Genomic DNA, 22,024 nt, shown 5'->3' on the forward strand with positions numbered 1-22,024 from the left:
CTTGTTTTGCATCGACGCGGTATAGGGGGCAACGTTGGAAGATCTAAGGGAACTCGATTTAAAAGCTTGGTGTGAGGCGCAAACCGGAGTTCGCCAGGCGCAGCTTGAAGCCGTTTCTGGAGATGCCAGTTTCCGCCGCTACTTTAGAGCGTCAGATGGCCGACAAAGTTTAATAGCGGTTGACTGTCCGCCGGATAAAGAAGATATGACGCCGTTTATTGCTGTGGCTGATGCTTATCAACAAGCTGGTGTTCAGGTGCCTTCCATTATTGCCGTCGATCAGCAGCAAGGATTTATGCTGCAATCGGATTTCGGACATATTTTGTTGTTGAGCAAGTTACATCCGCGTAATGTGCGTCAGTTTTATTCGAGGGCGCTACAGGTTTTGCCTCAAGTCATGTCAGTAACAGAAACTCAGCTTGGTCCGTTGCCAGATTATGATGAAGCATTGTTAGAGCGTGAACTAGAGTTATTTAAAGACTGGTTGCTGAAAGAGCATATAAGGCTGGACTGGGATACAAGCGACGACAAAATATGGACTGAATTTTGTCAGCAGATGATTGAGAATGCGCGTCAACAGCCGCAAGTTGGTGTACATAGAGATTACCACTCGCGTAATCTAATGGTGTTGGCTAACGACGAATTAGGCATTATTGATTTTCAGGATGCGGTTTCAGGACCGATAACCTACGACGCCGTTTCATTGCTTAGAGATTGCTATATCGAATGGTCGGCAGAATTGGTGACAGAGCTAGCGCAAGAGCTACGCACCCAACTCATTGATAACCAGCAGCTAGCAGCCAGTGTCTCTAGCGAGCAATGGCAGCATTGGTTTGATTGGATGGGGTTACAACGGCACACCAAAGCGGCTGGCATTTTTGCGCGACTAGCTCATCGGGACGACAAACCCGGGTATTTAAGAGACGTTCCACGCACTTTGAACTACTTGATGAAGGTAAGTGCTAACTATCCCGAACTGGCGCGTTATCATCAATGGTTAACGGATAAAGTTGTACCGGCCTGGGAGCGGCAATGAAAGCGATGATTCTGGCCGCTGGCCGCGGTCAACGTATGCGTCCGTTAACGGATAAAACACCAAAGCCATTGTTAACGGTTAATGGGACTCCGTTGATTGAGTATCACCTGCAGAAACTCGCTCAGCAAGGTATTAGAGAGGTTGTTATTAATCATGCCTGGCTTGGTGAACAAATAGAAAATACGCTGGGAGATGGCTCTCGCTGGGGTCTGACGATTCATTATTCGCCAGAGCCAGAAGGGGGCCTGGAAACCGCAGGTGGTATTATCAACGCTTTACCAATGCTGGGCGAACAACCATTTTGGGTAATTAACGGTGACATTTGGACCGACATAGATTTTGCAGGACTACCCAAAAGGCTAGAAAACGAACAACTCGCTCATCTTATTATGGTAGAAAACCCAGAGCATAATACTGCTGGAGACTTTGCTGTCGTTGCCGGCCGGTTGGCGCCGAAAAGCAAACAAAAACGAGCTTACACGTATTCCGGTATTGGGTTATATAGACCACAATGGTTTGTTGAAAAGAAAGTTGAAAAACGTGCATTGAGGCCGCTATTTGAAGCGGCGATTGCAGAACAAAAAATTGCCGCCAGTGTGGTATTGGATTGTCATTGGACAGATGTTGGCACACCGCAGCGACTAGAGAGATTAGAGCAGTTATTGAGAGGTTCACATGGTTTGGGGTAAGGTCATCGGCGCATTAGCAGGGTATTTATTTTTAAGAATACCCGGGGCGATTATTGGTGCACTTATCGGTCATTGGTTTGACCGGGGTATGGCGCAAGACTTTACTCGTAAAGGGGGATTTGGCCAGTTTTTGTTTGGTGCGGATAAAGCGGTTGATGACGCAAATTTTTTATACACCCTGTTCGCCGTTATGGGCCACTTGGCTAAGGCTAAGGGTCGGGTGACCAAGCAGGACATCGAACAAACAACCATGTTAATGGATCGCCTGCGTCTAGCTGGTGATGCTCGAAGTGAAGCTCAGGATGCCTTCCGCGAAGGCAAGCAAGCCGGATTCCCGTTGGAAAAAACCGTGAAAGATTTCCGCGATGCTTTTTACGGTAACCGCGACGTGCTGCAGTTGTTCATGGAACAGCTAATGGCGATGGCGCTTAACGATGGGGTGCTGGAAAAATCAGAGCACGAGGTGTTAGTTACCGTTGGCAAAAGTTTGGGCTTTACGCGGTTTCAGATTGATCAATGGCTGATGATGCAAAAAGCCGCATTCCGCTTTCACCAACGCCAACACCAACACCAACATGAGGGACAGCGACAAAAGACCACCAGTGCCGATGAGTTAGAAGACGCTTACCAAATATTGGGCGTAAAGGCGCAGCAGTCGGACGCAGAAATCAAAAAGGCCTATCGCAAATTAATGGCTCGGCATCATCCCGATAAACTTGCCTCCAAGGGCTTGCCGGAAGAGGTTATGAAAGAAGCGCAGGAGCGTGCAAGAGACATTCAGGCCGCTTATGACACTATCAAAAACAAGCGCGGTATGCGTTAAAGCCCCTGATGTTTTAACCAGCCTTTGAGGGTGCTGGCAAGCTCTTGCTGCGCCAGCTGCCCTGCGCCGAGTAATTGGCGCTGACGATAGTTTATTTGTTGATATTTTTGACTAAACTGGTGGCGTTGCTGCTTGCTATTTTGCACCCAGGAGTTAGCACCTTGACTATAAATATCCAGCACGGGTAGCTGTAGTTGTGCGAGCTGCCGCGAAACGCCTTTATTCAGCTGCACCTGTGGTAGGTACATATCAATGACAACCAGCGCATCCGGCATTAAATCGGGCTGCTGAATCAGTAACTTAACCGCCAGTGCTGCGGTCATACCTTCGACCACCCAAACATTGAATCCGGGTTGTTCTCCTAACTCAGTATTGAGCCGAGTCAGTCGATCCGCTAGTGCGCTTATGTGTGGTTCAAAATAACTTGTGTCGACCGGTTTAGGATAGTTAGAACTTGCTTGTGGCTGTTGCAGTCGATTCGGCTCTATCGCTTCCGCTGGCGGTAATAAACTCCAACTATGCCAGCCTAAATCCGGAGCCACCTGGTAGGTGTGAGCGATCAATGGCGACTGTAACGGGTGGCGCCGCCAGTCGGGTATGCTAACCATGCTACCTCTAGCAAAGTTTACCATGGGCTCTTTGTAGAGCGCCAAATAGCGCGCGTCTCCCTCGGCCTCGAGCCAATTAATCTGTTCCGGCGGGAGGTACCGCCGTAAATCATCTTGCGGCGAGGCGACTGCCACTGAACAAGTCGCCGCCATCAGCGCGCAAAGTGTAATAAGCAAGTTTTTTTTCATACTGAGGTTATCGGTCGCTAAGCCGTAACCTTGAGTGCTTTAAAACGGAGTGGGACTGGTAAAAGTTAACCATTGCTCAGATAGCGGGTGCATTATTTCTAAGCGGTGAGCATGCAACAGAAGTCGTGGAGCCATTTCAAAGGCGGCTGAATGAGCATAAAACTTATCACCCAGGATCGGACAGCCGAGCGCCTGCATGTGAACCCTCAGTTGATGGGAGCGACCCGTGTACGGCTTTAATTCAACCAAACTTGAATGTTCATCCTGACGTAACAATCGGTAACAGGTCTGGCTTTGTTTGCCGCGCTGAAAATCAACTTGCTGGCGTGGTCGGTTAGGCCAGTCGCAAGCTAAGGGTAAGTCGATAGTACCTTGCAACGCCGGAAGCGAAGAGAACACATGAGCGTGATAAATTTTAGTGGGTTGGCGTTGTTGAAACTGACGACTCAGGTGACTTTGTGCCGCTTTTCCCAGAGCAAATAGAATGATGCCTGACGTTGCCATATCTAACCGGTGCACCAACTTAGCATCCGGGAATACTCGTGTTACCCGGCTGTACACCGAGTCATAGTGTTCAGCAGCCCGACCTGGCACGCTAAGTAATCCATTTGGTTTATCCACCACCAACAGCTGCTCGTCCCGGTACAAAAAGCTGAGATAAGGTTCTGTTGGCGGCTGATAATTCAGTAGCGCCATTTACGGCTGATTCACTAAAATACGAATCGCATATAGCGACAGGCTAGGCTGTTCTAATGCTTTTAGTAGCAGTTCTAGCCGACGTTCGACGGCCTCAATTTCAGCATCACGAACCGACGGGTTTTGCTGTTGTAAGTCGACGAGTCGTTGCTTTTGCTTCTGCAGTTGCTCAGTTGCCTCTTGTTTCGCTTTCGCAATGCTTTTCTTAAGCCACTGCTCAGTCGCTGGTTGATGTTGTTGTATATAAGATTGTGCAGTGCTGCGCAGTTGCTTCACGATCTGGCGCGCCGTCTTTTTGTCTAAGAAGCTGGCTTGCTGGGTCAAAGCATCGCGTGGCACTTTACTGCTCAGGTCCCGACCCTGGCTATCGAATAACTGGCGGAACCGTTGTTGCGGGAAGAACTCCTGAGCCGCGATAGCGGGCGGAGCGGCAAGCTCGGCAACGTAATCCAGTTCCAGGAACCAGGCGCCCGCCGGCAGAGCTTTATTCTGTAGTTTAGCCACACAAACACTGCCGAAATCTTCAGTGGTTAACAGCTCTATTGCAGCCTGAACGTGGGGGTGATCCCAGCTTAAGAATTCAATATCTTCGTAGGTAAGAGCCGTATCACGGTCAACCGTAATGGTCATGCCTTCGTCGGTAAGCCCCGGAATAGCTGGTACCCGCATGTGTTCGCTGGGCTTTACAAACAATCGGTGCTCATCCAACACCTCGGTATCTACGCCAAACCGATCCCAGAACGCTTCCATAAAGTCGTACAAACTATCGCCGTCCGAGTCTGTTTGGATATGCTGAATAATTTGCTCAGCTTGTTGCGGACGACATGCGTTTAACTCCTGCAAGCGGTCGCGACCAGACTCGACTTCAGCCAGCAGCTGTTGGTGGCGGCTTTTCGTCGCTTCAAGTAACTTTTCTGGGAGCGACTCTGAAAAATCAAGCGCTTGCTCTAACTCATGGTGAAACTCTTCGTAGAGCGCCCGACCTACCGGATTACATTGCTCAAATGCGTTCATGCCATAGTGATACCAGTCGACTAATAGAGCCTCATCAGAATGCTCCAGATAGGGAACATGAATGTGGATATCGCCGTGTTGCCCGATGCGATCCAAACGCCCAATCCGTTGCTCCAGCAAATCGGGGTTAGTGGGTAAGTCGAACATCACTAGTTGCTGTACAAATTGGAAGTTACGGCCCTCGCTGCCGATCTCAGAGCACATTAAGATCGGGCTGCCGTCTTCTTCAGAGGCGAAAAATTCCGCCGCACGGTCGCGTTCCAGTAAAGACATTTGCTCGTGGAAAACCGCCGCTTGCATGCCAGATAGCACGCGCAATGCTTCGGCCAAATCCAGTACCTGCTCGGCCGTTTTACATATCAGCAAGGTCTTTTGTGGCTTGGTGTCTTTTAAAAAGTCCATTAACCAAATAACCCTCGGATCTTCAAGCCACCAGGGTTCACCTGCTTCGGGAATATACTCCGGCAGTGCATGGGTGTGCAGGTGACGGGCAGGGAAACCACCGATATGTTTGCGTCGATTGCGAAACATAACGCGTCCGGTACCGTGCTGGTCCAGAAGTTTGTCGAGCTCTTCACCCTCTAAATGTTCTGCTTGCTCTGCTAACTGCTGGTAGTGGTTTTGTTCTTCGATAAAGTTATCAAGATCATTAAAACGAGCAGGGTCGAGTAGTTTTAACCGCTGGAAATGTCCTTCTGTACCTTCCTGTTCGGGCGTCGCAGTCAGCAATAATACATCAGAAATGTTTTTACATAATGACTCTATATTGCTGTAACCTTTAGATTCAGGCTGCATGTGATGTGCTTCATCGATGATTAGCAGGTCGAACTCAGCTTCCGCAAGCGCTTGTTGCCAGTCGCCTCGCTGGATAAAGCTGTTACTGACAATCACACGCTGCTCAGATAGAAAAGGATTGTCTCCATCCATTGCTGCTTGTTCTACGCGGTCCTCGTCGAACACACTAAGGCTTAGCGCAAAACGTCGTTTCATTTCTACCAACCACTGATTACGCAAGCTCTCAGGAACAACGACTAACACTCGCTGGTTGCGGCCGGTTAACAGACGGCGTTGCAAAATCATACCGGCTTCGATGGTCTTGCCTAAACCAACTTCATCGGCAAGCAGCACTCTTGGGTGGTAACGTTCGGCAACAGTCTGTGCAACGTATAATTGATGTGGCAGCAAACCGACTCGCGCACCTAATAAGCCAGCGACGGGGCTTTGCTGCCAGCGACTATAAAACTCGCTAGCCTGATTACGTAGCAGATATAAGTCATGGCGGTCGGCATTGCCGGCTACCAATCGGGTTAACGCCGGATTGATATCGATATGATGGGACAGCTGAGATTCAGGCACCATCACTTCACTATCATCATCATGACGTTGACCAAAGTAAATCAGTAAGCCGTTTTGTTGTTTAACCTCGGTTACTGTAAAAAACCAGTCGTCGGCATGCTGCCCTTGCTGCCCCTCGCTTAATTGTAGGCGTGCTAGTGGGGCATCAGTGCTGGCATAGATGCGGCTTTCTTCATTGCTCGGAAACAACACTGTTACCTGGCGCCCGTCAACCTGGGTGATTATTCCTAAGCCCAAACTGGTTTCTGTTTCGCTTAACCAACGTTGCCCTAAATTAAACTCGCTCACGCTATATCCTTACGACTGACCTCTTAAAGGTCGCAAATGGTAATTGCCACCGTCAAAAAAAACAATCAATGTCATCACTCTGTCATTAATTTTAGGCTAAGCTGTAAAAAAACAATAATGATAAAGGTGCTGCTATGACCCAAAAAACTGCGGAATCCGCCAGTCCTTGTAAATTCTTCATTCTTGATACCAACATTCTTCTGCATGACCCGCTTGCCTTCTTAAACTTTGATGAACATAACGTCATTATTCCAATGGTCGTGCTGGAAGAGCTCGATAACATCAAAGACCGCAGTAAGGATGTCAGCCGAGAAGCCCGGGTCGCCATTCGTTCGCTTGAGGAAGTGTTGAAGGAGGCAACGCCTGAACAAATTATAGCAGGCGTACCGCTAACCCGAGTGCACGGCGACCATCAGGCAAATGGCAGCTTAGCTATTTTCCCGGACTATGAACTGGAGCAAACTGACTCGGTACTCTCATTACAACAGAACGACCACCGCATTATTCAGGCCGCTTTAGAAATTCAGAAAAAGCACAGCCCGGCAGCGGTAGTTTTGGTAACTAAAGACATTAATATGCGGCTGAAGGCGAAAGGCGCCGGCATGCAGTATGTTGATGATTACCGCACTGACCAGTTAATTGACGATATCCGATTGTTAACCAAGGGTTTTTATCAGTTCGAAGGTGATTTTTGGCAACAGGTCGGCGAAGTTTCTACGCAACAGGAAGGCCGAGATGCCTACCACACGGTGCCTCGGGAGGTACTGCCACAAGTTTTCTTCAATGAATACGTTATTGACGAAACTGGTAGTTTTGCTGCTCGAGTGGATGCCTATGATCAACAATTCGTCACGCTGCAGGATTTGGGTTACGAACGGATGATGGCCTATGACGCCTGGGGGGTCAGACCTAAAAACATTTATCAGGCCATGGCTCTGCAAGCTTTGCTGGATACCCACATGGATATGGTTATTTTAACCGGCCCAGCCGGTAGCGGGAAAACCTTATTAGCGTTATCGGCAGCTTTAGAAATGGTGGTCGAGCAGGGAATTTACGAGAAAATCATCGTCACCAGAAATACCCCGGAGATTGCTGAATCTATTGGTTTTCTTCCCGGCACGGAAGAAGAGAAGATGGCGCCCTGGCTAGCCGCAATAACCGACTCGCTGGAAGTACTGCATCGACAAGACGAGAGTATGGAATCAAGTCTTAACTACATTATGAAAAAAGCCAATATTCAGTTTAAATCATTAAACTTTATGCGTGGCCGGAGTATTCAAAATGCTGTGGTATTGCTTGATGAAGCACAGAACTTAACGGCTTCGCAGTTAAAAACATTGATCACTCGCTGTGGCGAGAACACCAAACTGGTGGTCTCTGGTAACCTTGCGCAAATTGACAGCTATTACTTAACGGCGGTGACCTCGGGATTAACCTATATTGTCGAGCGGTTCAAGGACTACCCCGACAGTGCTACCGTAAACTTAAATGGCGTGGTAAGAAGTTCGCTGGCGCAATTTGCTGAAGAGCATTTGTAAGCTAGTTAACTTCTACTACCGTGTATTGTCCGTTATCGATATAAAACGCGCTGCTGTCTGCAATCTCTCCTGCCGGCATCAGCGTGGGTCCAGCCACTTCCATTAACACTAAAGTTGAGCCATCCACCGTAATTGTTTTATCAGCATCGGAGGCGTTCATGGCTATGGCAAATAGTGCATGGCCTGGTAGATAGACGATTGCCATCTTGGCTTGCGGGATAATAGGTCTGAGAATGGCGGCCATGAGCGCACTTTTACTGTCGCAGTCGCCGCGGTTGTAATAAATCAGCTGGTTAGGCGGGGTAAAGCCATCGCCCCGGCTATTAATATCGTCTTCGAGTTTATCGTAGGGGATTGACTGGATGAATTGACCAACAAAGTTGGTGTAGCTTTGCCGACTATTATCTCTTAATGTTTCGCCTACTTCAGTTATCAACGAGTTAAATAACGACTGTTGTTGTTTGGCGATGGATACGGCATCGGGGATGATACCCGTTTCCCCGGGAGGCAAGCTTATATATTGGTAATTATTGGCATCTAAGTAGTGCTGCCACTGTTGTTGGTAATAATGACGAACACGTTCAGCCTGACCTTCAAAGTCGCGTTGCTGCTGTTGGCTGCGGGCATTTTTTAGACGAATTCGAATGTTTTTTTGCCGGGGCGATAATTGAACTTCGACCCCACGCCACTGCTGTTGCTTAATATAACGATTCAGCTGATGAGCGAGTTCGCGATTAGCGCGCTCTAAATTATAACTTCGGAACCGCTCCAGTGATGACAGAAACTCGGAACTATCAACTGAAAACTTAAGCTGTTGTTGCTGACCGTTAGCATCTTGCCACTGGTAGCCAAAACTTAACTGGCCGTCTTGCTTGGTTTTGTTAAAGGATGTTTGCTGAGCAAAGGCCGAGTAGCTAAACACTAAAATACAAACGCCAACAATACAGGACAAGGTGTTAGTCAGTCGGCGTTTGTTCATAGAGCCTTAGAATTTCATTTCGGAAATGGGGTTATCTTCAAACTTTAAGTCGACTTGATACTCGACGCCACCGGCACGAACGAAAAAGTATGTTTTGTCCCGTTTAAAGAGTTCCTGCAATGAAACTATTTTGACGCCCGGGCGACGCTCGGAACCCCAATCAGACAACTCGACGCCCATGCGGGTTACCAAAATGTTTTTATAACGCTCATTAGTGATGAGTAACAGCTTCTTGTTATCATCTTTAAGCATTATTGTGTTGCCCGTTAAGGTGTATGGTTCTTCGTTACCAAACACAAGTTAACTCCTATCACGAGTAGAGAATGAGCCATTCGGCAAGTTAGCTTTCGACACTATAACGAATTATTTAAGATTAACCAATATCACGTCAATCAATGATCGTTGTGAGCTAATTGCCCTGGGTACTTAGAAAGTCCTCAACAATTAATAACGCTGCCTGGCTATCCACTTTACCTTTGGCCAGGTTACGAAAGCCTCCGTCATTAAAAAGCTGCTCGCGCGCGGCGGTGGATGTTAGTCGCTCGTCCTGAAAGATAACAGGAAGGCCAAACCGACCATGTAAGCGGTTACCGAATTTTTTCGCGCGCTGTGTGAGTGGTTGTTCAGTTCCGTCCATATTTAATGGCAGCCCAACCACCAGTTGGGTCGGTTGCCACTCTTTGATGAGCTGTTCAATCAGTTGCCAGTCAGGAATACCTTCACGAGCTTTTAAGGCATTTAAAGACGAGGCTGTAGCGGTTATTGACTGACCGACCGCCACGCCGATGCTTTTGGTGCCAAAATCAAAGCCAATTACCGTCATGCGTGGCCTACGTCGGGTCCTAATTGCCAAACATCAAACCCGAGTTTTTCTGTGGCTTTTTGCCAGCGTTCTGACACCGGCGTATTGAATAAGATATCGGCATCTGCAGGTATTGCTAACCAAGAATTCTCAGCCAGTTCTTCCTCTAATTGGCCTGCTTCCCAGCCCGCATAACCAAGTGTCAGTATAAACTTAAGGGGAGCAGCAGAGGAGCCTAGTGCTTCTAATATATCGCGTGAGGTCGTGACCATAATGTCGTCGCTCATTTTTAAGCTACTGCGCCAATTTTCCTGAGGCGGGTGGATAACAAAACCTCGCTCCTGTCCGACCGGGCCTCCCTGGAACACCGGTCCGGTTAAGTTATCCGATGCCTCCGGATAGATGATCTCAAGCTTATCCAGCAGTGTCGTGACGTTTAAGTTTGCAGGCTGGTTAACTATCAAGCCCATAGCGCCTTCGTCATTATGTTCACAGATATAGGTAACACTGCGTTTAAACAACGGATCATTCATTGTCGGTGTCGCAATTAAAAAATGATTTTGTAAGCTTTCCATCGGATACTCCTCAGCGCTCAGATACTTTTTATATCGGTGCGACAGCCGTTTTTTCAATAGGTTTAATTTAGTTTTTTAGCAATTGCCGAAAATAGTTTCGCTGCAATATTAATGTCATACGCGGCCTCTATCTCACGCATGCAAGTGGGGCTGGTCACGTTAATCTCTGTGATATTAGCACCAATGACATCCAATCCGACAAGCATTAGCCCACGACGTTTCAATACAGGTCCAATAGTTCGTGCTATTTGCCAGTCACTGTCGGACAAAGGCTGTGCCCTGCCGCTGCCGCCTGCGGCTAAGTTACCGCGAGTTTCTCCGGCACTGGGAACGCGTGCCAAAGCATAGGGCATTGGCTCGCCGTCGATAATTAAAATGCGTTTGTCGCCATCTTTTATTTCCGGTAAATACTTTTGTGCCATAGCATAGCGTTGACCTTTCTCGGTCAGAGTTTCTATGATTACTCCAAGGTTATCGCCGCTGGCGCCTACTTTAAAAATTGAAGCGCCGCCCATGCCGTCCAGAGGCTTCATGATGACCTCACCATGGCGCTGGTGAAACTCTTTAAGCACCTTGGCACTGGCGCTAACAACGGTGTCGGCCGTGAACTCGGGGAACCAACTGGTGTAAAGCTTTTCGTTACAGTCGCGTAAGCTTTGCGGACTATTAACCACTAGTGCGCCGTCGCGTTCGGCCAGTTCAAGTATCTGAGTTGCGTATAAAAACTCGCTGTCAAAGGGAGGGTCTTTACGCATCATGATGACATCAAAATTGCCCAGCGGGATACGCTCGTCATCTCCCAACTGATAAAAGTCCTCGGTTTGATCTTTTACTTGCACAGTACGTGTCAACGCGTAAGGGGTCCCGTTATCAATCAGCAAATCTGACATTTCGATGTAATAGCACTGATAGCCTTGCGCCTGAGCTTCCAGCAGCAACCTAAAACTGGTGTCTTTAGCCGTTTTTACAGCGGCGATAGGGTCCATCACCATAGCAAGGGTTTTCATAAATTTATCCTTTTAACGTGTCCACTAAGCTAAGTCGCCGAGTTGATATTGTATGATACTGAGTGCGGTTAGTGCCGCAGTTTCTGTTCGCAAAATACGTGGCCCCAGTCGCATTGGATTAAAGCCCTGGGCAGAGGCTAGTGCTACCTCATGTTCGGTAAAGCCACCTTCTGGACCTATCACCAGACGGATATCGCGACAATCTTGATAATTGCTGGCCAATTCGGCTAGCGGTTTTTGCGCTGTTGGGTCTAGCGTCAGCTTAAGGCCATCAAATGATTGCTTCGCAAACTCGTCCAGACTAACCGCTGGCTGCACGGTTGGTACGCTACTGCGGCCGCACTGCTCACAGGCAGAAATCACAACTTTTTGCCATTGTTGCTGTTTTTTCTGAAGTCGCTCCCCGCTTAATTTCACGCCGCAACGCTCACTGAACAGAGGGGTAATCTCGGTAACCCCCAGCTCCACTGACTTTTGTAGCGCAAAGTCCATGCGGTCCCCGCGCGATATGACCTGCCCCAGGTGAACCTTTGTTGGAGATTCCGCCGTATTCGCTACGCAGCCGGTAACCAATGCGCGGGCACTACGCTTTTCTACCTCATTAAGCTCCGCAGGATAGTCATTGCCATCTCCGTTAAAAAAGCAGACCGCTTGACCAGCCGACATCCGTAGAACTTTTACCACGTGCTGAAATGCATCGGCGGTTAAGTTAACATCGGCTCCAACCGACAATGGTTCAGGATGAAAAATTCTGGGAATTCTCATTAATGTGTTCTCACCCAAAGTCAGGACTTTTAGACGTCCAGAAGTAGAAAAAAAATAATTGATCGGTTACATTACTCGATAAGTAATTAACGCTTTAATCAAAATAAAGGAATGGTAGACATATGTCACGTCACCTGTTTACCTCAGAATCAGTTTCTGAAGGGCATCCGGATAAAATTGCAGATCAAATTTCCGATGCAGTTTTGGATGCTATATTAACCGACGATCCACGAGCTCGCGTGGCCTGTGAAACCTATGTCAAAACCGGCATGGTGCTGGTAGGCGGAGAAATATCGACGAATGCCTGGGTCGATATTGAAGAGCTAACTCGAAATACGATTAAAGATGTTGGCTATACCCATTCTGATATGGGGTTTGATGCCGGCTCTTGTGCGGTACTAAATGCTATCGGAAAGCAAAGTGCCGATATCAATCAGGGGGTCGATCGAGAACATCCAGAAGAGCAGGGCGCTGGTGACCAGGGGCTTATGTTTGGTTATGCATCGAACGAAACTTCAGTGTTAATGCCAGCACCAATTACTTACGCTCATCGAGTGGTACAACGCCAGTCTGAAATGCGTAAAAACGGTACGCTAAGCTGGTTACGGCCAGATGCTAAAAGCCAACTGACGTTTGTCTACGAAAATGGCAAGCCTGTTGCGATTGATACTGTCGTTCTATCCACTCAGCACCATCAGGACATTACTCAGCCGCAGCTTCGGGAAGCGGTAATGGAAGAAATTCTTAAACCTGTGTTGCCGGAGCAGTGGATTACCAAAGAAACAAAGTTTCATATCAACCCGACCGGTCGCTTCGTGATTGGCGGTCCTATGGGCGACTGTGGCCTAACCGGGCGCAAAATTATTGTTGATACGTATGGTGGTATGGCCCGTCATGGCGGTGGTGCATTTTCCGGCAAAGATCCATCCAAAGTGGATCGCAGTGCTGCTTATGCAGCCCGTTATGTGGCTAAAAACCTAGTCGCAGCTGGCCTCTGTGAACGGTGTGAAATTCAGGTTTCTTACGCTATTGGTGTTGCGCAGCCCACATCGATTAGTATTGATACCTTTGGTACTTCTAAACACGATGAGCAGGCTTTAATTGAATTGGTCCGTCGTCATTTTGATCTGCGCCCTTACGGGTTAATTAAAATGCTGAATCTGGAACGCCCTATTTATCGGCAAACCTCCAGTTACGGGCACTTCGGTCGGGATGAGTTCCCGTGGGAACAGACCGATAAAGCGGAGATACTAAAAGCGGATATCTAGCCCGCTAGCTGCTTACAAAATACGCATTAAATTTGCTTGTAACCCCCGAAATGTGGAGAATACGCGCATCAAGGTTCGCTTCTCACCGTTTGGGGGTTTTTTAATGTCAGATCGTCGTTATCTCGCTAATGCTATTCGTGCTCTAAGTATGGATGCGGTACAACAAGCTAAGTCCGGCCACCCCGGAGCACCAATGGGAATGGCAGATATTGCTGAAGTTCTCTGGCGAGACCACTTAAAGCACAACCCCAATAATCCAAACTGGGCCGATCGTGACCGTTTTGTCTTGTCTAATGGCCACGGCTCAATGCTGATCTACTCTTTGCTGCATCTAACCGGCTATGAACTGAGCATTGACGATTTAAAACAATTCCGTCAGCTCGACTCAAAAACACCGGGCCACCCTGAATATGGCTATACGCCGGGCGTTGAAACAACCACCGGCCCGCTGGGTCAAGGCTTAGCTAACGCCGTGGGCATGGCACTAGCCGAGAAAACCTTAGCTGCTCAGTTTAATCGCGAAAGTCACGACATTATTGACCACCACACGTATGCTTTTTTGGGTGACGGCTGTCTGATGGAAGGTATCTCTCACGAAGCATGTTCACTGGCCGGTACCCTGGGTCTGGGCAAGTTAATTGCTTTTTACGACGATAACGGAATTTCCATCGACGGTGAGGTTGAAGGCTGGTTTACCGACGACACCGCGAAACGTTTTGAATCCTATAACTGGCAAGTGATTGCTGGGGTTGATGGGCACGATTCTGCGGCGGTTCAGAAAGCGATTGAACAGGCACAGGCGAATGAGCAGCAGCCGACGCTAATTATTTGCAAGACCGTTATTGGTTTTGGCTCTCCTAATAAGCAGGGTAAAGAAAGCTGTCATGGCGCGCCTTTAGGTGACGATGAAATTAAAGTGACTCGCGAGCAACTGGGCTGGCAGCATGGGCCATTTGAGATACCGGCCGACGTGTATCAGCAGTGGTCAGCCAAAGACCGTGGCGACGCCATCGAGGCCAGCTGGAATAAGCGTTGGGTGGCTTATGAGCACGAATACCCGAAGCTGGCTGCCGAACTGAAGCGACGTCTGAATGGTGAATTACCGGGCAACTTTGATCAACTAGCGACCGAGTTTGCCAAACAACTACAACAAAACCCGGATAATCCAGCTACCCGTAAGGCGTCACTAAACACATTAAATAAATTTGGCCCGGAGCTGGGCGAGTTGTTAGGCGGCTCAGCTGACCTTGCAGGCTCTAATCTGACTTTATGGGATGGTGCTCAAGGTATTACTGCGGACGACGCAAGTGGCAACTATGTTTACTATGGTGTCCGTGAATTTGCCATGTCGGCAATTATTAATGGCGTTACCTTGCATGGCGGATTTAAAGCCTATGGCGCGACCTTCCTAATGTTTATGGAATATGCACGCAATGCGGTACGCATGTCAGCGTTAATGAAGCAGCCGTCAATTTTTGTCTACACCCATGACTCTATTGGTTTGGGCGAAGATGGTCCAACTCACCAGCCAGTTGAACAGATTGCTAATTTACGAATGACACCGAATCTTAATTGCTGGCGCCCATGTGACGCGGTAGAGACTGCGGTTGCCTGGACTGAAGCGTTAAAAAGTAAGACAACACCCAACGCATTGGTATTTAGTCGCCAAGGTATGTCACAACAACAGCGTAGTGATCAGCAGTTAACCGATATTGCTAAGGGCGGTTATGTCTTACGTGACAGCGACGACACCCCGGAGCTTATTTTAATCGCTACCGGATCAGAGGTTGATATTGCTGTCCAAGCGGCTGAAAAACTGACCGAACAGGGCAATTCTGTCCGAGTTGTGTCGATGCCATCAACCGATGTGTTTGAACAGCAATCTGCTGACTATAAAGAACAAGTTTTACCGGCTGCGGTTACCAAGCGAGTGGCTGTTGAAGCTGCTATTGAAGACTTTTGGTATAAGTACGTCGGGCTCAATGGCGCTGTAGTTGGCATGAACAGTTTTGGCGAATCAGCTCCTGCTGGTGATTTGTTCAAACACTTTAATATTACGGTCGAAGCCACCGTAGAAAAAGCCAATGCGTTACTGGGGTAGTTGTGAGTATTAATGTCGCCATTAATGGCTTTGGTCGGATCGGCCGCAGTTGCTTAAGAGCCCTGTACGAAAATGGTTATCGTGATCAACTGCGGGTGGTTTTGATTAATGAACCTGCGGACTCTAAAGCCATAGCGCATTTATTAAAATACGATTCGAGTCATGGCCGTTTTAAAACGGCTGTTAATCAGGTTGACGATCAGCTTACCGTGGGTGATGACAGTATTGCGCTCACTCACGAAACTGATATCGATGGCGTTGACTGGCGCGCCCATGGAATTGATCTGGTGATCGACTGCACTGGTGTATACGGCAGTCAGGAAGATGGGCAACGTTATCTACAACATGGCATAAAACGAGTGCTATTTTCGCATCCGGGCAAGCCTGACGTCGACTTTACCGCAATTTATGGTATCAACCACCACCAGTTAGAAAGTTCACACGCCATCGTCTCAAACGGTTCTTGTACCACAAATTGCATCGTGCCTGTGATTAAGTTGATCGACGATGCTTTCGGGATAGACTCTGGAGCGGTAACAACTATTCACTCAGCGATGCACGACCAGCAAGTGATTGACGCTTACCACCCAGACTTGCGGCGTACAAGGGCTGCGGGTCGCTCAATCATTCCGGTCGATACCCGGTTGGCGCGAGGTATTGAGCGTATTTTACCGAGTTTAAAGGGGCGCTTCGAAGCGATTGCTGTACGAGTTCCTACCACTAACGTTACCGCTATGGATTTAAGCGTAACACTGAATAGTGACGCATCGTTGCAGCAAATTAATCAGGTGATTGAACAAGCCTCGAAAAGCGATCTAAAGACGATCCTCGACTATACTGAGGAACCATTAGTATCAATAGATTTTAATCATGATCCCCACTCCTGCATTGTTGACGGTACCCAAACGCGTGTTAGTCACAAACGGTTAGTAAAAATATTATGCTGGTGTGATAACGAATGGGGATTTGCAAATCGCTTGCTGGACACCAGCTGCGTTATGAAAGCGACTCTGTAATCAGGCTTTAATTTCAGTAAATATGAGGAAACCCATGTCAGTACTAGCAATGGCAGACTTGGATCTAAACGGAAAACGAGTTCTTATCCGCGAAGACTTAAACGTACCGATAAAGGACGGAAAGGTAGCATCTGATGCCCGCTTGAAGGCAGCGTTGCCCAGTATAAAGCTGGCGCTGGATAAAGGTGCTGCAGTTATGGTGATGTCGCACCTCGGTCGGCCGACCGAAGGTGAATTCTCAAGTGAGTTTTCGATGGCGCCGGTTGTTGATTATTTAAAGCAATCTTTGTCAGCGCCAGTGCGGTTAGAAAACGACTACCTAAACGGTGTCGAGGCACAGCCAGGTGAATTGGTGGTGTTTGAAAACGTGCGCTTTAATGTCGGTGAAAAGAGCAACGACGAGGCACTGGCTAAACAGCTAGCAGCCCTTTGCGATGTTTATGTGATGGATGCATTTGGCACCGCGCATAGAGCGCAAGCCTCAACGCACGGTGTGGCTAAGTACGCTCCGATTGCCTGCGCCGGTCCGTTACTAGTTAACGAGTTGGACGCCCTCGGTAAAGCATTGGATAATCCAAAACGTCCGCTAGTAGCCATTGTTGGTGGTTCGAAAGTGTCGACTAAATTAACCGTGTTGGAGTCGTTATCAGGTATTGTTGACCAACTGATCGTGGGTGGCGGAATCGCCAACACATTCATCGCCGCTCAAGGGCATGCTGTCGGCAAATCCCTGTATGAAGCAGACTTAATGGCAGAAGCTAAACGCTTAATGGTGGAAGCAGAAAAGAAAAACGCTGAAATCCCGTTACCAACGGACGTTGTTACCGGAAAAGAATTTAGTGCTGACACGCGAGCCGAAACAAAACCGGTTTCAGAAGTCGAAGACGACGATATGATTTTTGATGTCGGTCCGGATACGGCAAAAGCATTAGCCGAAAAATTAAAAAACGCCGGAACTATTGTTTGGAATGGTCCGGTTGGCGTGTTTGAATTTGAGGCTTTTAGTAACGGTACCGAAGTAATGGCAAATGCCATTGCCGATAGCGATGCCTTTTCAATCGCTGGCGGGGGCGATACCCTTGCGGCAATTGATCAATACGGTATCGCTGATAAGATGAGCTATATCTCTACCGGTGGTGGTGCCTTCCTCGAGTTTTTAGAGGGCAAAAAATTACCGGCTGTTGAAATTTTAGAACAACGCGCAAAAGACGCTTAATCGCCCAATTATTAAGGAGACAAAATTATGGCCCTAGTGTCATTAAGACAAGTACTGGACCACGCCGCGGAGAACGGCTATGGCGTGCCAGCGTTTAACGTTAATAACTTAGAGCAAATGCGAGCCATTATGCAGGCCGCACAGAAAACGAATAGCCCAGTTATTGTGCAGGCTTCTGCCGGTGCTCGTAAATATGCCGGAGCGCCTTTCCTGCGTCACTTAATTCAAGCAGCGGTTGAAGAGTGGCCAGACATTCCGGTGGTTGTTCATCAGGATCATGGTACATCACCTGCGGTCTGCCAGCGTTCGATTCAGCTAGGTTTCTCATCCGTAATGATGGACGGTTCTTTGTTGGAAGACGGTAAAACTCCGGCTGACTATGATTACAATGTTCGGGTAACACAGCAGACAGTCGCTATGGCACATGCTTGCGGAGTTTCTGTCGAAGGTGAACTGGGTTGCCTTGGCTCACTGGAAACCGGTGAAGCGGGCGAAGAAGACGGCGTAGGTGCGGAAGGCAAGCTATCGCATGAGCAGTTGTTAACGGATCCAGAAGAAGCGGCCGACTTTGTTAAAGCAACGCAAGTGGACGCATTGGCAATTGCCTGTGGTACCTCACACGGTGCTTATAAGTTTACTCGTCCACCAACGGGCGATATTTTGGCGATTGACCGCATTAAAGAGATTAATCGTCGCATTCCGAATACCCATTTGGTGATGCACGGCTCATCTTCAGTGCCACAAGATTGGCTAGCGATCATTAACGAACATGGTGGCGAAATTCCAGAGACTTACGGTGTACCTGTGGAACAAATTCAGGAAGGCATTAAGAACGGTGTTCGTAAGGTAAATATCGATACCGATCTGCGTCTAGCCTCGACGGGTGCTATTCGTCGGCATTTAACTGAAAACCCTTCAAACTTCGATCCTCGTAAATATTTTGCAGCGGCAACTGATGCTATGCAAAAAATTTGTGAAGACCGTTATGTGGCTTTCGGATGTGAAGGGCAGGCCAGCAAAATAAAGCCAATTTCACTGGAAGAAATGTTCAAACTATACGAAAACGGTGATTTGAAGGCCGTTGTAAAGTAACGTAAAATACATCGTAGTTTGTTCATTTGTAGTCATGGTTGATCGAATAAGCGATCAACCATGGGAAATCCCCAGTAGGAGTTTGTGTGCGCTTATCGATTTTAATGGCCAGCTTGTTGTTTCCTGTATCCGTTAATGCTCAAACGTTAATGTTTGATGACGCGGATGATATAGATACTGAAACAGTTGAAGAATGGGAAGCAAGTGCTGAGTTTGGCCTGTTGTTTACGACCGGTAACACAGAAACTGAGAGCTTGAAAGCCAAGTTCGATGTGTCTCGTGATTACAAAAAATGGCGCCATAAAGGTGTTTTAGATTATTATACCTCAGAGCAAGAAGACCAAAACACCGGTGAAACTTTTGAGACTGCCGATAATTTGTTTTTATCAGTCCAGAGCAACTATAAATTCTCTGCAGATAGTAAGTCTTCACTGTTTGTTTTTGGCTCGTACGAAGAAGACGAGTACAGTGGTTATGAGTATCAAAGCACGTTAGCGGTTGGTTACGGTGCACGTTATCGCTACAGCGACGATATCTATGCCGATTATGAGGTTGGTCCTGGTTACGCTTGGTCCAAACCAATTATCGACGGTGTGCCGCAGGAGTCTGAAGGGTCTGCAATTCTCCGTTTGGCCGGAAGTGCACATTGGAAAATTTCCGAAAATGCAAAGTTCAATGCATTGCTGTCTTCTGAAATTGGCGAAGATAATACGAAAAGTCGTGCCGAAGCATCTGTATCATCGAATCTGAATAGCTCTCTGGCGCTAAAAGTATCGCTATCTGCAACACATAACTCTGATGTCGCTAACGAAACTATTGAAAAACTGGATACTGAAACTGCAGTAACCATTGTGTATAGTTTCTGACTATTAAGCAACGCTTCCCAAAGCCCGCCTCATGGCGGGCTTTTTAATAAAAATGTCATATTAAATTGGTAGGCTTTCGATATTAACTTATTTGCTTTAGATATCGATGCGCGTATCAAGTTTCAGTCGTCTTTCCTCACTAGCCGTTTCTTTAGTTTCAGTTTTATTTCTGGCACTTTTACTTTGGAGTAACGTCCAATTAAACCAGCTGAGTAAACAGCAAAAATCTTTTCAGCAAATTAAACAACAAATTCAAGTTGGTGTCGTGGCTGCTCTGACTAACTATCTTCAGTCCGGCGACACCATAAAGCTAAATCAGGCTGCGGACTTACTTCAGGTCGTTGACAAAAAATTACACAAGATGGAGTTACAACAGGCCGCTCCTTTGAGTAATGCAGTCAGGACATTACAACAGCGAATCGCACAAGATTATCGTGCTGTCGGCAAATTAGCAGGCCAGAGTAATGGCTTGGTTACTAATGCTGAACGCTCACTAACCAATGAAGTCTCCAGTCTGATTGACTATGCACAGCAAGGCTATAGCGAACAACCGGAAGTAGCGAGAGCTTATCTCGCGCTTGCTAGTGACCTCGTACAAAATATAACTCAGCTCATCCATGAGCGCGAACAGCTGACTGATAGTAATGAAGAAGCAGATGTGAAACCCGTACTGGAGACTATTGAACGATCAATTGCGGCTCTTGAAGCGTTGCCGCTGTTAGGAGTCATGGAAGAGTTGCCGGACCAATCAATGATGTTGGTGCAACGAGAAGCTCGTGATTTAGGAGAAAAAATTATTAGCGAGTTAGCAAGTTTAACCAGGCGGTACCCGGGCGAACTTAAGCAAACTCAGGAGCTGGTGGGAGAACGAACTAAGGCTCTCGTGCAAATTAAAACTGATATCCAGTTGCTTCAGGAAAAAGCGTTGCTGTCGGAGCAGGCAATAGAACAACAACAGCAACACACTTTAACCCAGATTAAATGGGCTATCGTGGGTTTGGTCGCTTTGTTAATTGTCTTTGCCTTGACGAATTTTGTATTAATGAAACGTATGGTTCTTAGTCCATTAAGAACACTTAGAGATGCGATGCAGAGGCTCGTTCAGGAAGGACAAATGGAATCACTACCGAGTTCTGGAGCGCGGTCCGAAATGGGCGAAATAGCCGAAAGCTTTAACACGTTACTGACTATTAATTCGGAAGAAGAACAGCGTAAAAAGCAACAAATGAAAGTAGTAAAAGGAGCGTTGAATACCATTGCCGATGAAATTCGACAAGTGACTGATAGCAGCGAGGGTAGTAGTCGAAGTGCTAACCAAAACATGCAGCAATTACAGCAACTATCTGAGCTAAGTGAGCAACTGATCCAACGTTTTGAAGTCCTGGAAAAAAATGCGCAGGCAACCAGTCAATCAGTGATGCGCAGTGAAGCCGACACGACCGGCCTCGAGCAAGCCTCGGCGGAGGCACAGCGGCTTATTGAAAAGGGAAGCTTATCGGTGAAAGAGCTGGCAACATCGGTCACCGAGGTAAACCATATCTTAACCGTGATAAATTCTATTGCCGAGCAAACAAACTTACTCGCCTTAAATGCAGCTATCGAAGCAGCAAGAGCAGGGGAGCATGGTCGTGGTTTTGCGGTGGTTGCTGATGAAGTGCGTAAGCTTGCAAGCCAAACTAATCAATCGCTGTCAGAAGTGCAGCAAATACTAACGCGTTTAACCGGCGCCTCGGAGAGTCTGGACGAAAACTACCTTTTAATTCAATCAGCGGCAACGGAACAACGGCAGAAGGTTACTAATTTGGCGGATGCATTGAGTGAAATGGGGGAAAAAGCCTCATCGTCTTCCGCTCAAGTCGATACGGCTTTCGAGCTTGTGTCGGCTCAGTCCGATCATGTTCAGCGTTTTGAGCAAACGATGTCGCAGCTGGTTAATAGCCTGAATGGGTCGGTTGACTTGTTACAAAAAGTTCAACAGCAGGCTGATCAACAGCAACAAAAAATTGATCAAGTGTTTGGACGTTAAAGGTAAGCGCTCTACAGGTCATAAAATTGTCTTTTTAACGGTTCCTTTTGTACTAAGATTTAGCTAACATTCGC

General features: G+C 47.6%; 20 protein-coding genes. 11 read left to right on the plus strand and 9 right to left on the minus strand.

All coding sequences use genetic code 11. The features are described from left to right. The first annotated feature begins 34 nt into the window (after positions 1-34). From CWI81_RS09395 to djlA, 3 genes are read left to right on the plus strand one after another with little or no spacing between them, the layout of a single operon-like run. Entirely contained in the window at positions 35-1,036 is a 1,002-nt protein-coding gene (locus CWI81_RS09395; protein ID WP_126785070.1) for an aminoglycoside phosphotransferase family protein, read from the plus strand. Next, positions 1,033-1,725 carry an N-acetylmuramate alpha-1-phosphate uridylyltransferase MurU gene (murU, locus tag CWI81_RS09400; protein WP_126785071.1) on the plus strand — a complete coding sequence of 231 codons (693 nt, stop codon included), beginning with the start codon at positions 1,033-1,035 and terminating at the stop codon, positions 1,723-1,725. The genes CWI81_RS09395 and murU overlap by 4 nt, the downstream gene beginning before the upstream one ends. After that, positions 1,712-2,548: a co-chaperone DjlA gene (gene djlA, locus CWI81_RS09405; protein WP_126785072.1), complete on the plus strand. Its 837-nt coding sequence runs from the start codon at positions 1,712-1,714 to the stop codon at positions 2,546-2,548. Before murU ends, djlA begins: the two co-directional genes overlap by 14 nt. Here djlA and CWI81_RS09410 read toward each other — a convergent pair. Genes CWI81_RS09410 through rapA form a run of 3 tightly spaced genes read right to left on the minus strand, consistent with a single transcriptional unit; the run spans position 2,545 to position 6,699 of the window. Further along, positions 2,545-3,345 carry a DUF3530 family protein gene (locus tag CWI81_RS09410; protein WP_126785073.1) on the minus strand — a complete coding sequence of 267 codons (801 nt, stop codon included), beginning with the start codon at positions 3,343-3,345 and terminating at the stop codon, positions 2,545-2,547. The two genes, djlA and CWI81_RS09410, sit on opposite strands and share 4 nt — an antisense overlap. A gap of 39 nt (positions 3,346-3,384) precedes the next feature. Then, positions 3,385-4,041 carry a pseudouridine synthase gene (locus CWI81_RS09415; RefSeq protein ID WP_126785074.1) on the minus strand — a complete coding sequence of 219 codons (657 nt, stop codon included), beginning with the start codon at positions 4,039-4,041 and terminating at the stop codon, positions 3,385-3,387. Further along, a complete protein-coding gene (gene rapA / locus CWI81_RS09420; RefSeq protein WP_126785075.1) occupies positions 4,042-6,699 on the minus strand; it encodes an RNA polymerase-associated protein RapA in 2,658 nt (885 codons plus the stop codon). It abuts the gene before it with no gap. 134 nt (positions 6,700-6,833) lie between these two features. Here rapA and CWI81_RS09425 point away from each other — a divergent pair, with 134 nt between their 5' ends. Beyond that, positions 6,834-8,237 (plus strand): PhoH family protein, encoded by a 1,404-nt coding sequence (locus tag CWI81_RS09425; RefSeq protein WP_126785076.1) that lies wholly within the window; start codon positions 6,834-6,836, stop codon positions 8,235-8,237. Between the two features lies 1 nt (position 8,238). Here the strand turns inward: CWI81_RS09425 and CWI81_RS09430 are convergent, their stop codons facing one another. From CWI81_RS09430 to CWI81_RS09455, 6 genes are all read right to left on the minus strand, one after another. After that, positions 8,239-9,216 carry a hypothetical protein gene (locus CWI81_RS09430; RefSeq protein WP_126785077.1) on the minus strand — a complete coding sequence of 326 codons (978 nt, stop codon included), beginning with the start codon at positions 9,214-9,216 and terminating at the stop codon, positions 8,239-8,241. A gap of 6 nt (positions 9,217-9,222) precedes the next feature. Beyond that, positions 9,223-9,513 (minus strand): hypothetical protein, encoded by a 291-nt coding sequence (locus CWI81_RS09435; RefSeq protein WP_126785078.1) that lies wholly within the window; start codon positions 9,511-9,513, stop codon positions 9,223-9,225. Positions 9,514-9,625: 112 nt separating this feature from the next. Next, a complete protein-coding gene (gene ruvX / locus CWI81_RS09440; protein ID WP_126785079.1) occupies positions 9,626-10,039 on the minus strand; it encodes a Holliday junction resolvase RuvX in 414 nt (137 codons plus the stop codon). Then, positions 10,036-10,593 (minus strand): YqgE/AlgH family protein, encoded by a 558-nt coding sequence (locus tag CWI81_RS09445; protein WP_126785080.1) that lies wholly within the window; start codon positions 10,591-10,593, stop codon positions 10,036-10,038. The genes ruvX and CWI81_RS09445 overlap by 4 nt, the downstream gene beginning before the upstream one ends. Positions 10,594-10,655: 62 nt before the next feature. Then, entirely contained in the window at positions 10,656-11,600 is a 945-nt protein-coding gene (gene gshB / locus CWI81_RS09450; RefSeq protein ID WP_126785081.1) for a glutathione synthase, read from the minus strand. 24 nt (positions 11,601-11,624) lie between these two features. Beyond that, positions 11,625-12,365, minus strand: coding sequence for a 16S rRNA (uracil(1498)-N(3))-methyltransferase (locus CWI81_RS09455; RefSeq protein WP_126785082.1), 741 nt, complete (start codon positions 12,363-12,365; stop codon positions 11,625-11,627). Between the two features lie 122 nt (positions 12,366-12,487). Between CWI81_RS09455 and metK the strand changes: the two genes are divergently transcribed. The 7 genes from metK to CWI81_RS09490 all read left to right on the plus strand — a co-directional run bounded on the left by metK (position 12,488) and on the right by CWI81_RS09490 (position 21,950). Further along, positions 12,488-13,633, plus strand: a complete 1,146-nt coding sequence (gene metK, locus CWI81_RS09460) for a methionine adenosyltransferase (RefSeq protein ID WP_126785083.1) — start codon at positions 12,488-12,490, stop codon at positions 13,631-13,633. Between the two features lie 103 nt (positions 13,634-13,736). Further along, positions 13,737-15,734, plus strand: coding sequence for a transketolase (gene tkt / locus CWI81_RS09465; protein ID WP_126785084.1), 1,998 nt, complete (start codon positions 13,737-13,739; stop codon positions 15,732-15,734). 2 nt (positions 15,735-15,736) lie between these two features. After that, positions 15,737-16,750, plus strand: a complete 1,014-nt coding sequence (gene epd / locus CWI81_RS09470; RefSeq protein WP_126785085.1) for an erythrose-4-phosphate dehydrogenase — start codon at positions 15,737-15,739, stop codon at positions 16,748-16,750. Positions 16,751-16,784: 34 nt separating this feature from the next. Continuing rightward, positions 16,785-17,966: a phosphoglycerate kinase gene (locus CWI81_RS09475; RefSeq protein WP_126785086.1), complete on the plus strand. Its 1,182-nt coding sequence runs from the start codon at positions 16,785-16,787 to the stop codon at positions 17,964-17,966. 27 nt (positions 17,967-17,993) lie between these two features. Further along, on the plus strand, positions 17,994-19,058 hold the full coding sequence (gene fba / locus CWI81_RS09480; RefSeq protein WP_126785087.1) for a class II fructose-bisphosphate aldolase: 1,065 nt from the start codon (positions 17,994-17,996) through the stop codon (positions 19,056-19,058). An 86-nt stretch (positions 19,059-19,144) separates the two neighbouring features. Then, a complete protein-coding gene (locus CWI81_RS09485; RefSeq protein ID WP_241970412.1) occupies positions 19,145-19,924 on the plus strand; it encodes a DUF481 domain-containing protein in 780 nt (259 codons plus the stop codon). 106 nt (positions 19,925-20,030) lie between these two features. Beyond that, the gene (locus CWI81_RS09490) at positions 20,031-21,950 is read left to right on the plus strand and encodes a methyl-accepting chemotaxis protein (RefSeq protein ID WP_126785088.1); all 1,920 of its coding nucleotides are present in this window, start codon (positions 20,031-20,033) and stop codon (positions 21,948-21,950) included. Positions 21,951-22,024 lie beyond the last annotated feature (74 nt).

The sequence above is a fragment of the Idiomarina seosinensis genome, assembly GCF_003987275.1.
GTDB lineage: Bacteria > Pseudomonadota > Gammaproteobacteria > Enterobacterales > Alteromonadaceae > Idiomarina > Idiomarina seosinensis.

What these genes read in the sequence shown, in the direction of transcription:
- metK (WP_126785083.1), top strand. Translation starts at nt 12,488, where the DNA reads ATGTCACGTCACCTGTTTACCTCAGAATCAGTTTCTGAAGGGCATCCG.
- CWI81_RS09445 (WP_126785080.1), bottom strand. Translation starts at nt 10,593, where the DNA reads ATGGAAAGCTTACAAAATCATTTTTTAATTGCGACACCGACAATGAAT.
- CWI81_RS09430 (WP_126785077.1), bottom strand. Translation starts at nt 9,216, where the DNA reads ATGAACAAACGCCGACTGACTAACACCTTGTCCTGTATTGTTGGCGTT.
- djlA (WP_126785072.1), top strand. Translation starts at nt 1,712, where the DNA reads ATGGTTTGGGGTAAGGTCATCGGCGCATTAGCAGGGTATTTATTTTTA.
- CWI81_RS09490 (WP_126785088.1), top strand. Translation starts at nt 20,031, where the DNA reads ATGCGCGTATCAAGTTTCAGTCGTCTTTCCTCACTAGCCGTTTCTTTA.
- CWI81_RS09410 (WP_126785073.1), bottom strand. Translation starts at nt 3,345, where the DNA reads ATGAAAAAAAACTTGCTTATTACACTTTGCGCGCTGATGGCGGCGACT.
- gshB (WP_126785081.1), bottom strand. Translation starts at nt 11,600, where the DNA reads ATGAAAACCCTTGCTATGGTGATGGACCCTATCGCCGCTGTAAAAACG.
- CWI81_RS09475 (WP_126785086.1), top strand. Translation starts at nt 16,785, where the DNA reads ATGTCAGTACTAGCAATGGCAGACTTGGATCTAAACGGAAAACGAGTT.
- ruvX (WP_126785079.1), bottom strand. Translation starts at nt 10,039, where the DNA reads ATGACGGTAATTGGCTTTGATTTTGGCACCAAAAGCATCGGCGTGGCG.
- CWI81_RS09415 (WP_126785074.1), bottom strand. Translation starts at nt 4,041, where the DNA reads ATGGCGCTACTGAATTATCAGCCGCCAACAGAACCTTATCTCAGCTTT.
- fba (WP_126785087.1), top strand. Translation starts at nt 17,994, where the DNA reads ATGGCCCTAGTGTCATTAAGACAAGTACTGGACCACGCCGCGGAGAAC.
- CWI81_RS09425 (WP_126785076.1), top strand. Translation starts at nt 6,834, where the DNA reads ATGACCCAAAAAACTGCGGAATCCGCCAGTCCTTGTAAATTCTTCATT.
- tkt (WP_126785084.1), top strand. Translation starts at nt 13,737, where the DNA reads ATGTCAGATCGTCGTTATCTCGCTAATGCTATTCGTGCTCTAAGTATG.
- CWI81_RS09455 (WP_126785082.1), bottom strand. Translation starts at nt 12,365, where the DNA reads ATGAGAATTCCCAGAATTTTTCATCCTGAACCATTGTCGGTTGGAGCC.
- murU (WP_126785071.1), top strand. Translation starts at nt 1,033, where the DNA reads ATGAAAGCGATGATTCTGGCCGCTGGCCGCGGTCAACGTATGCGTCCG.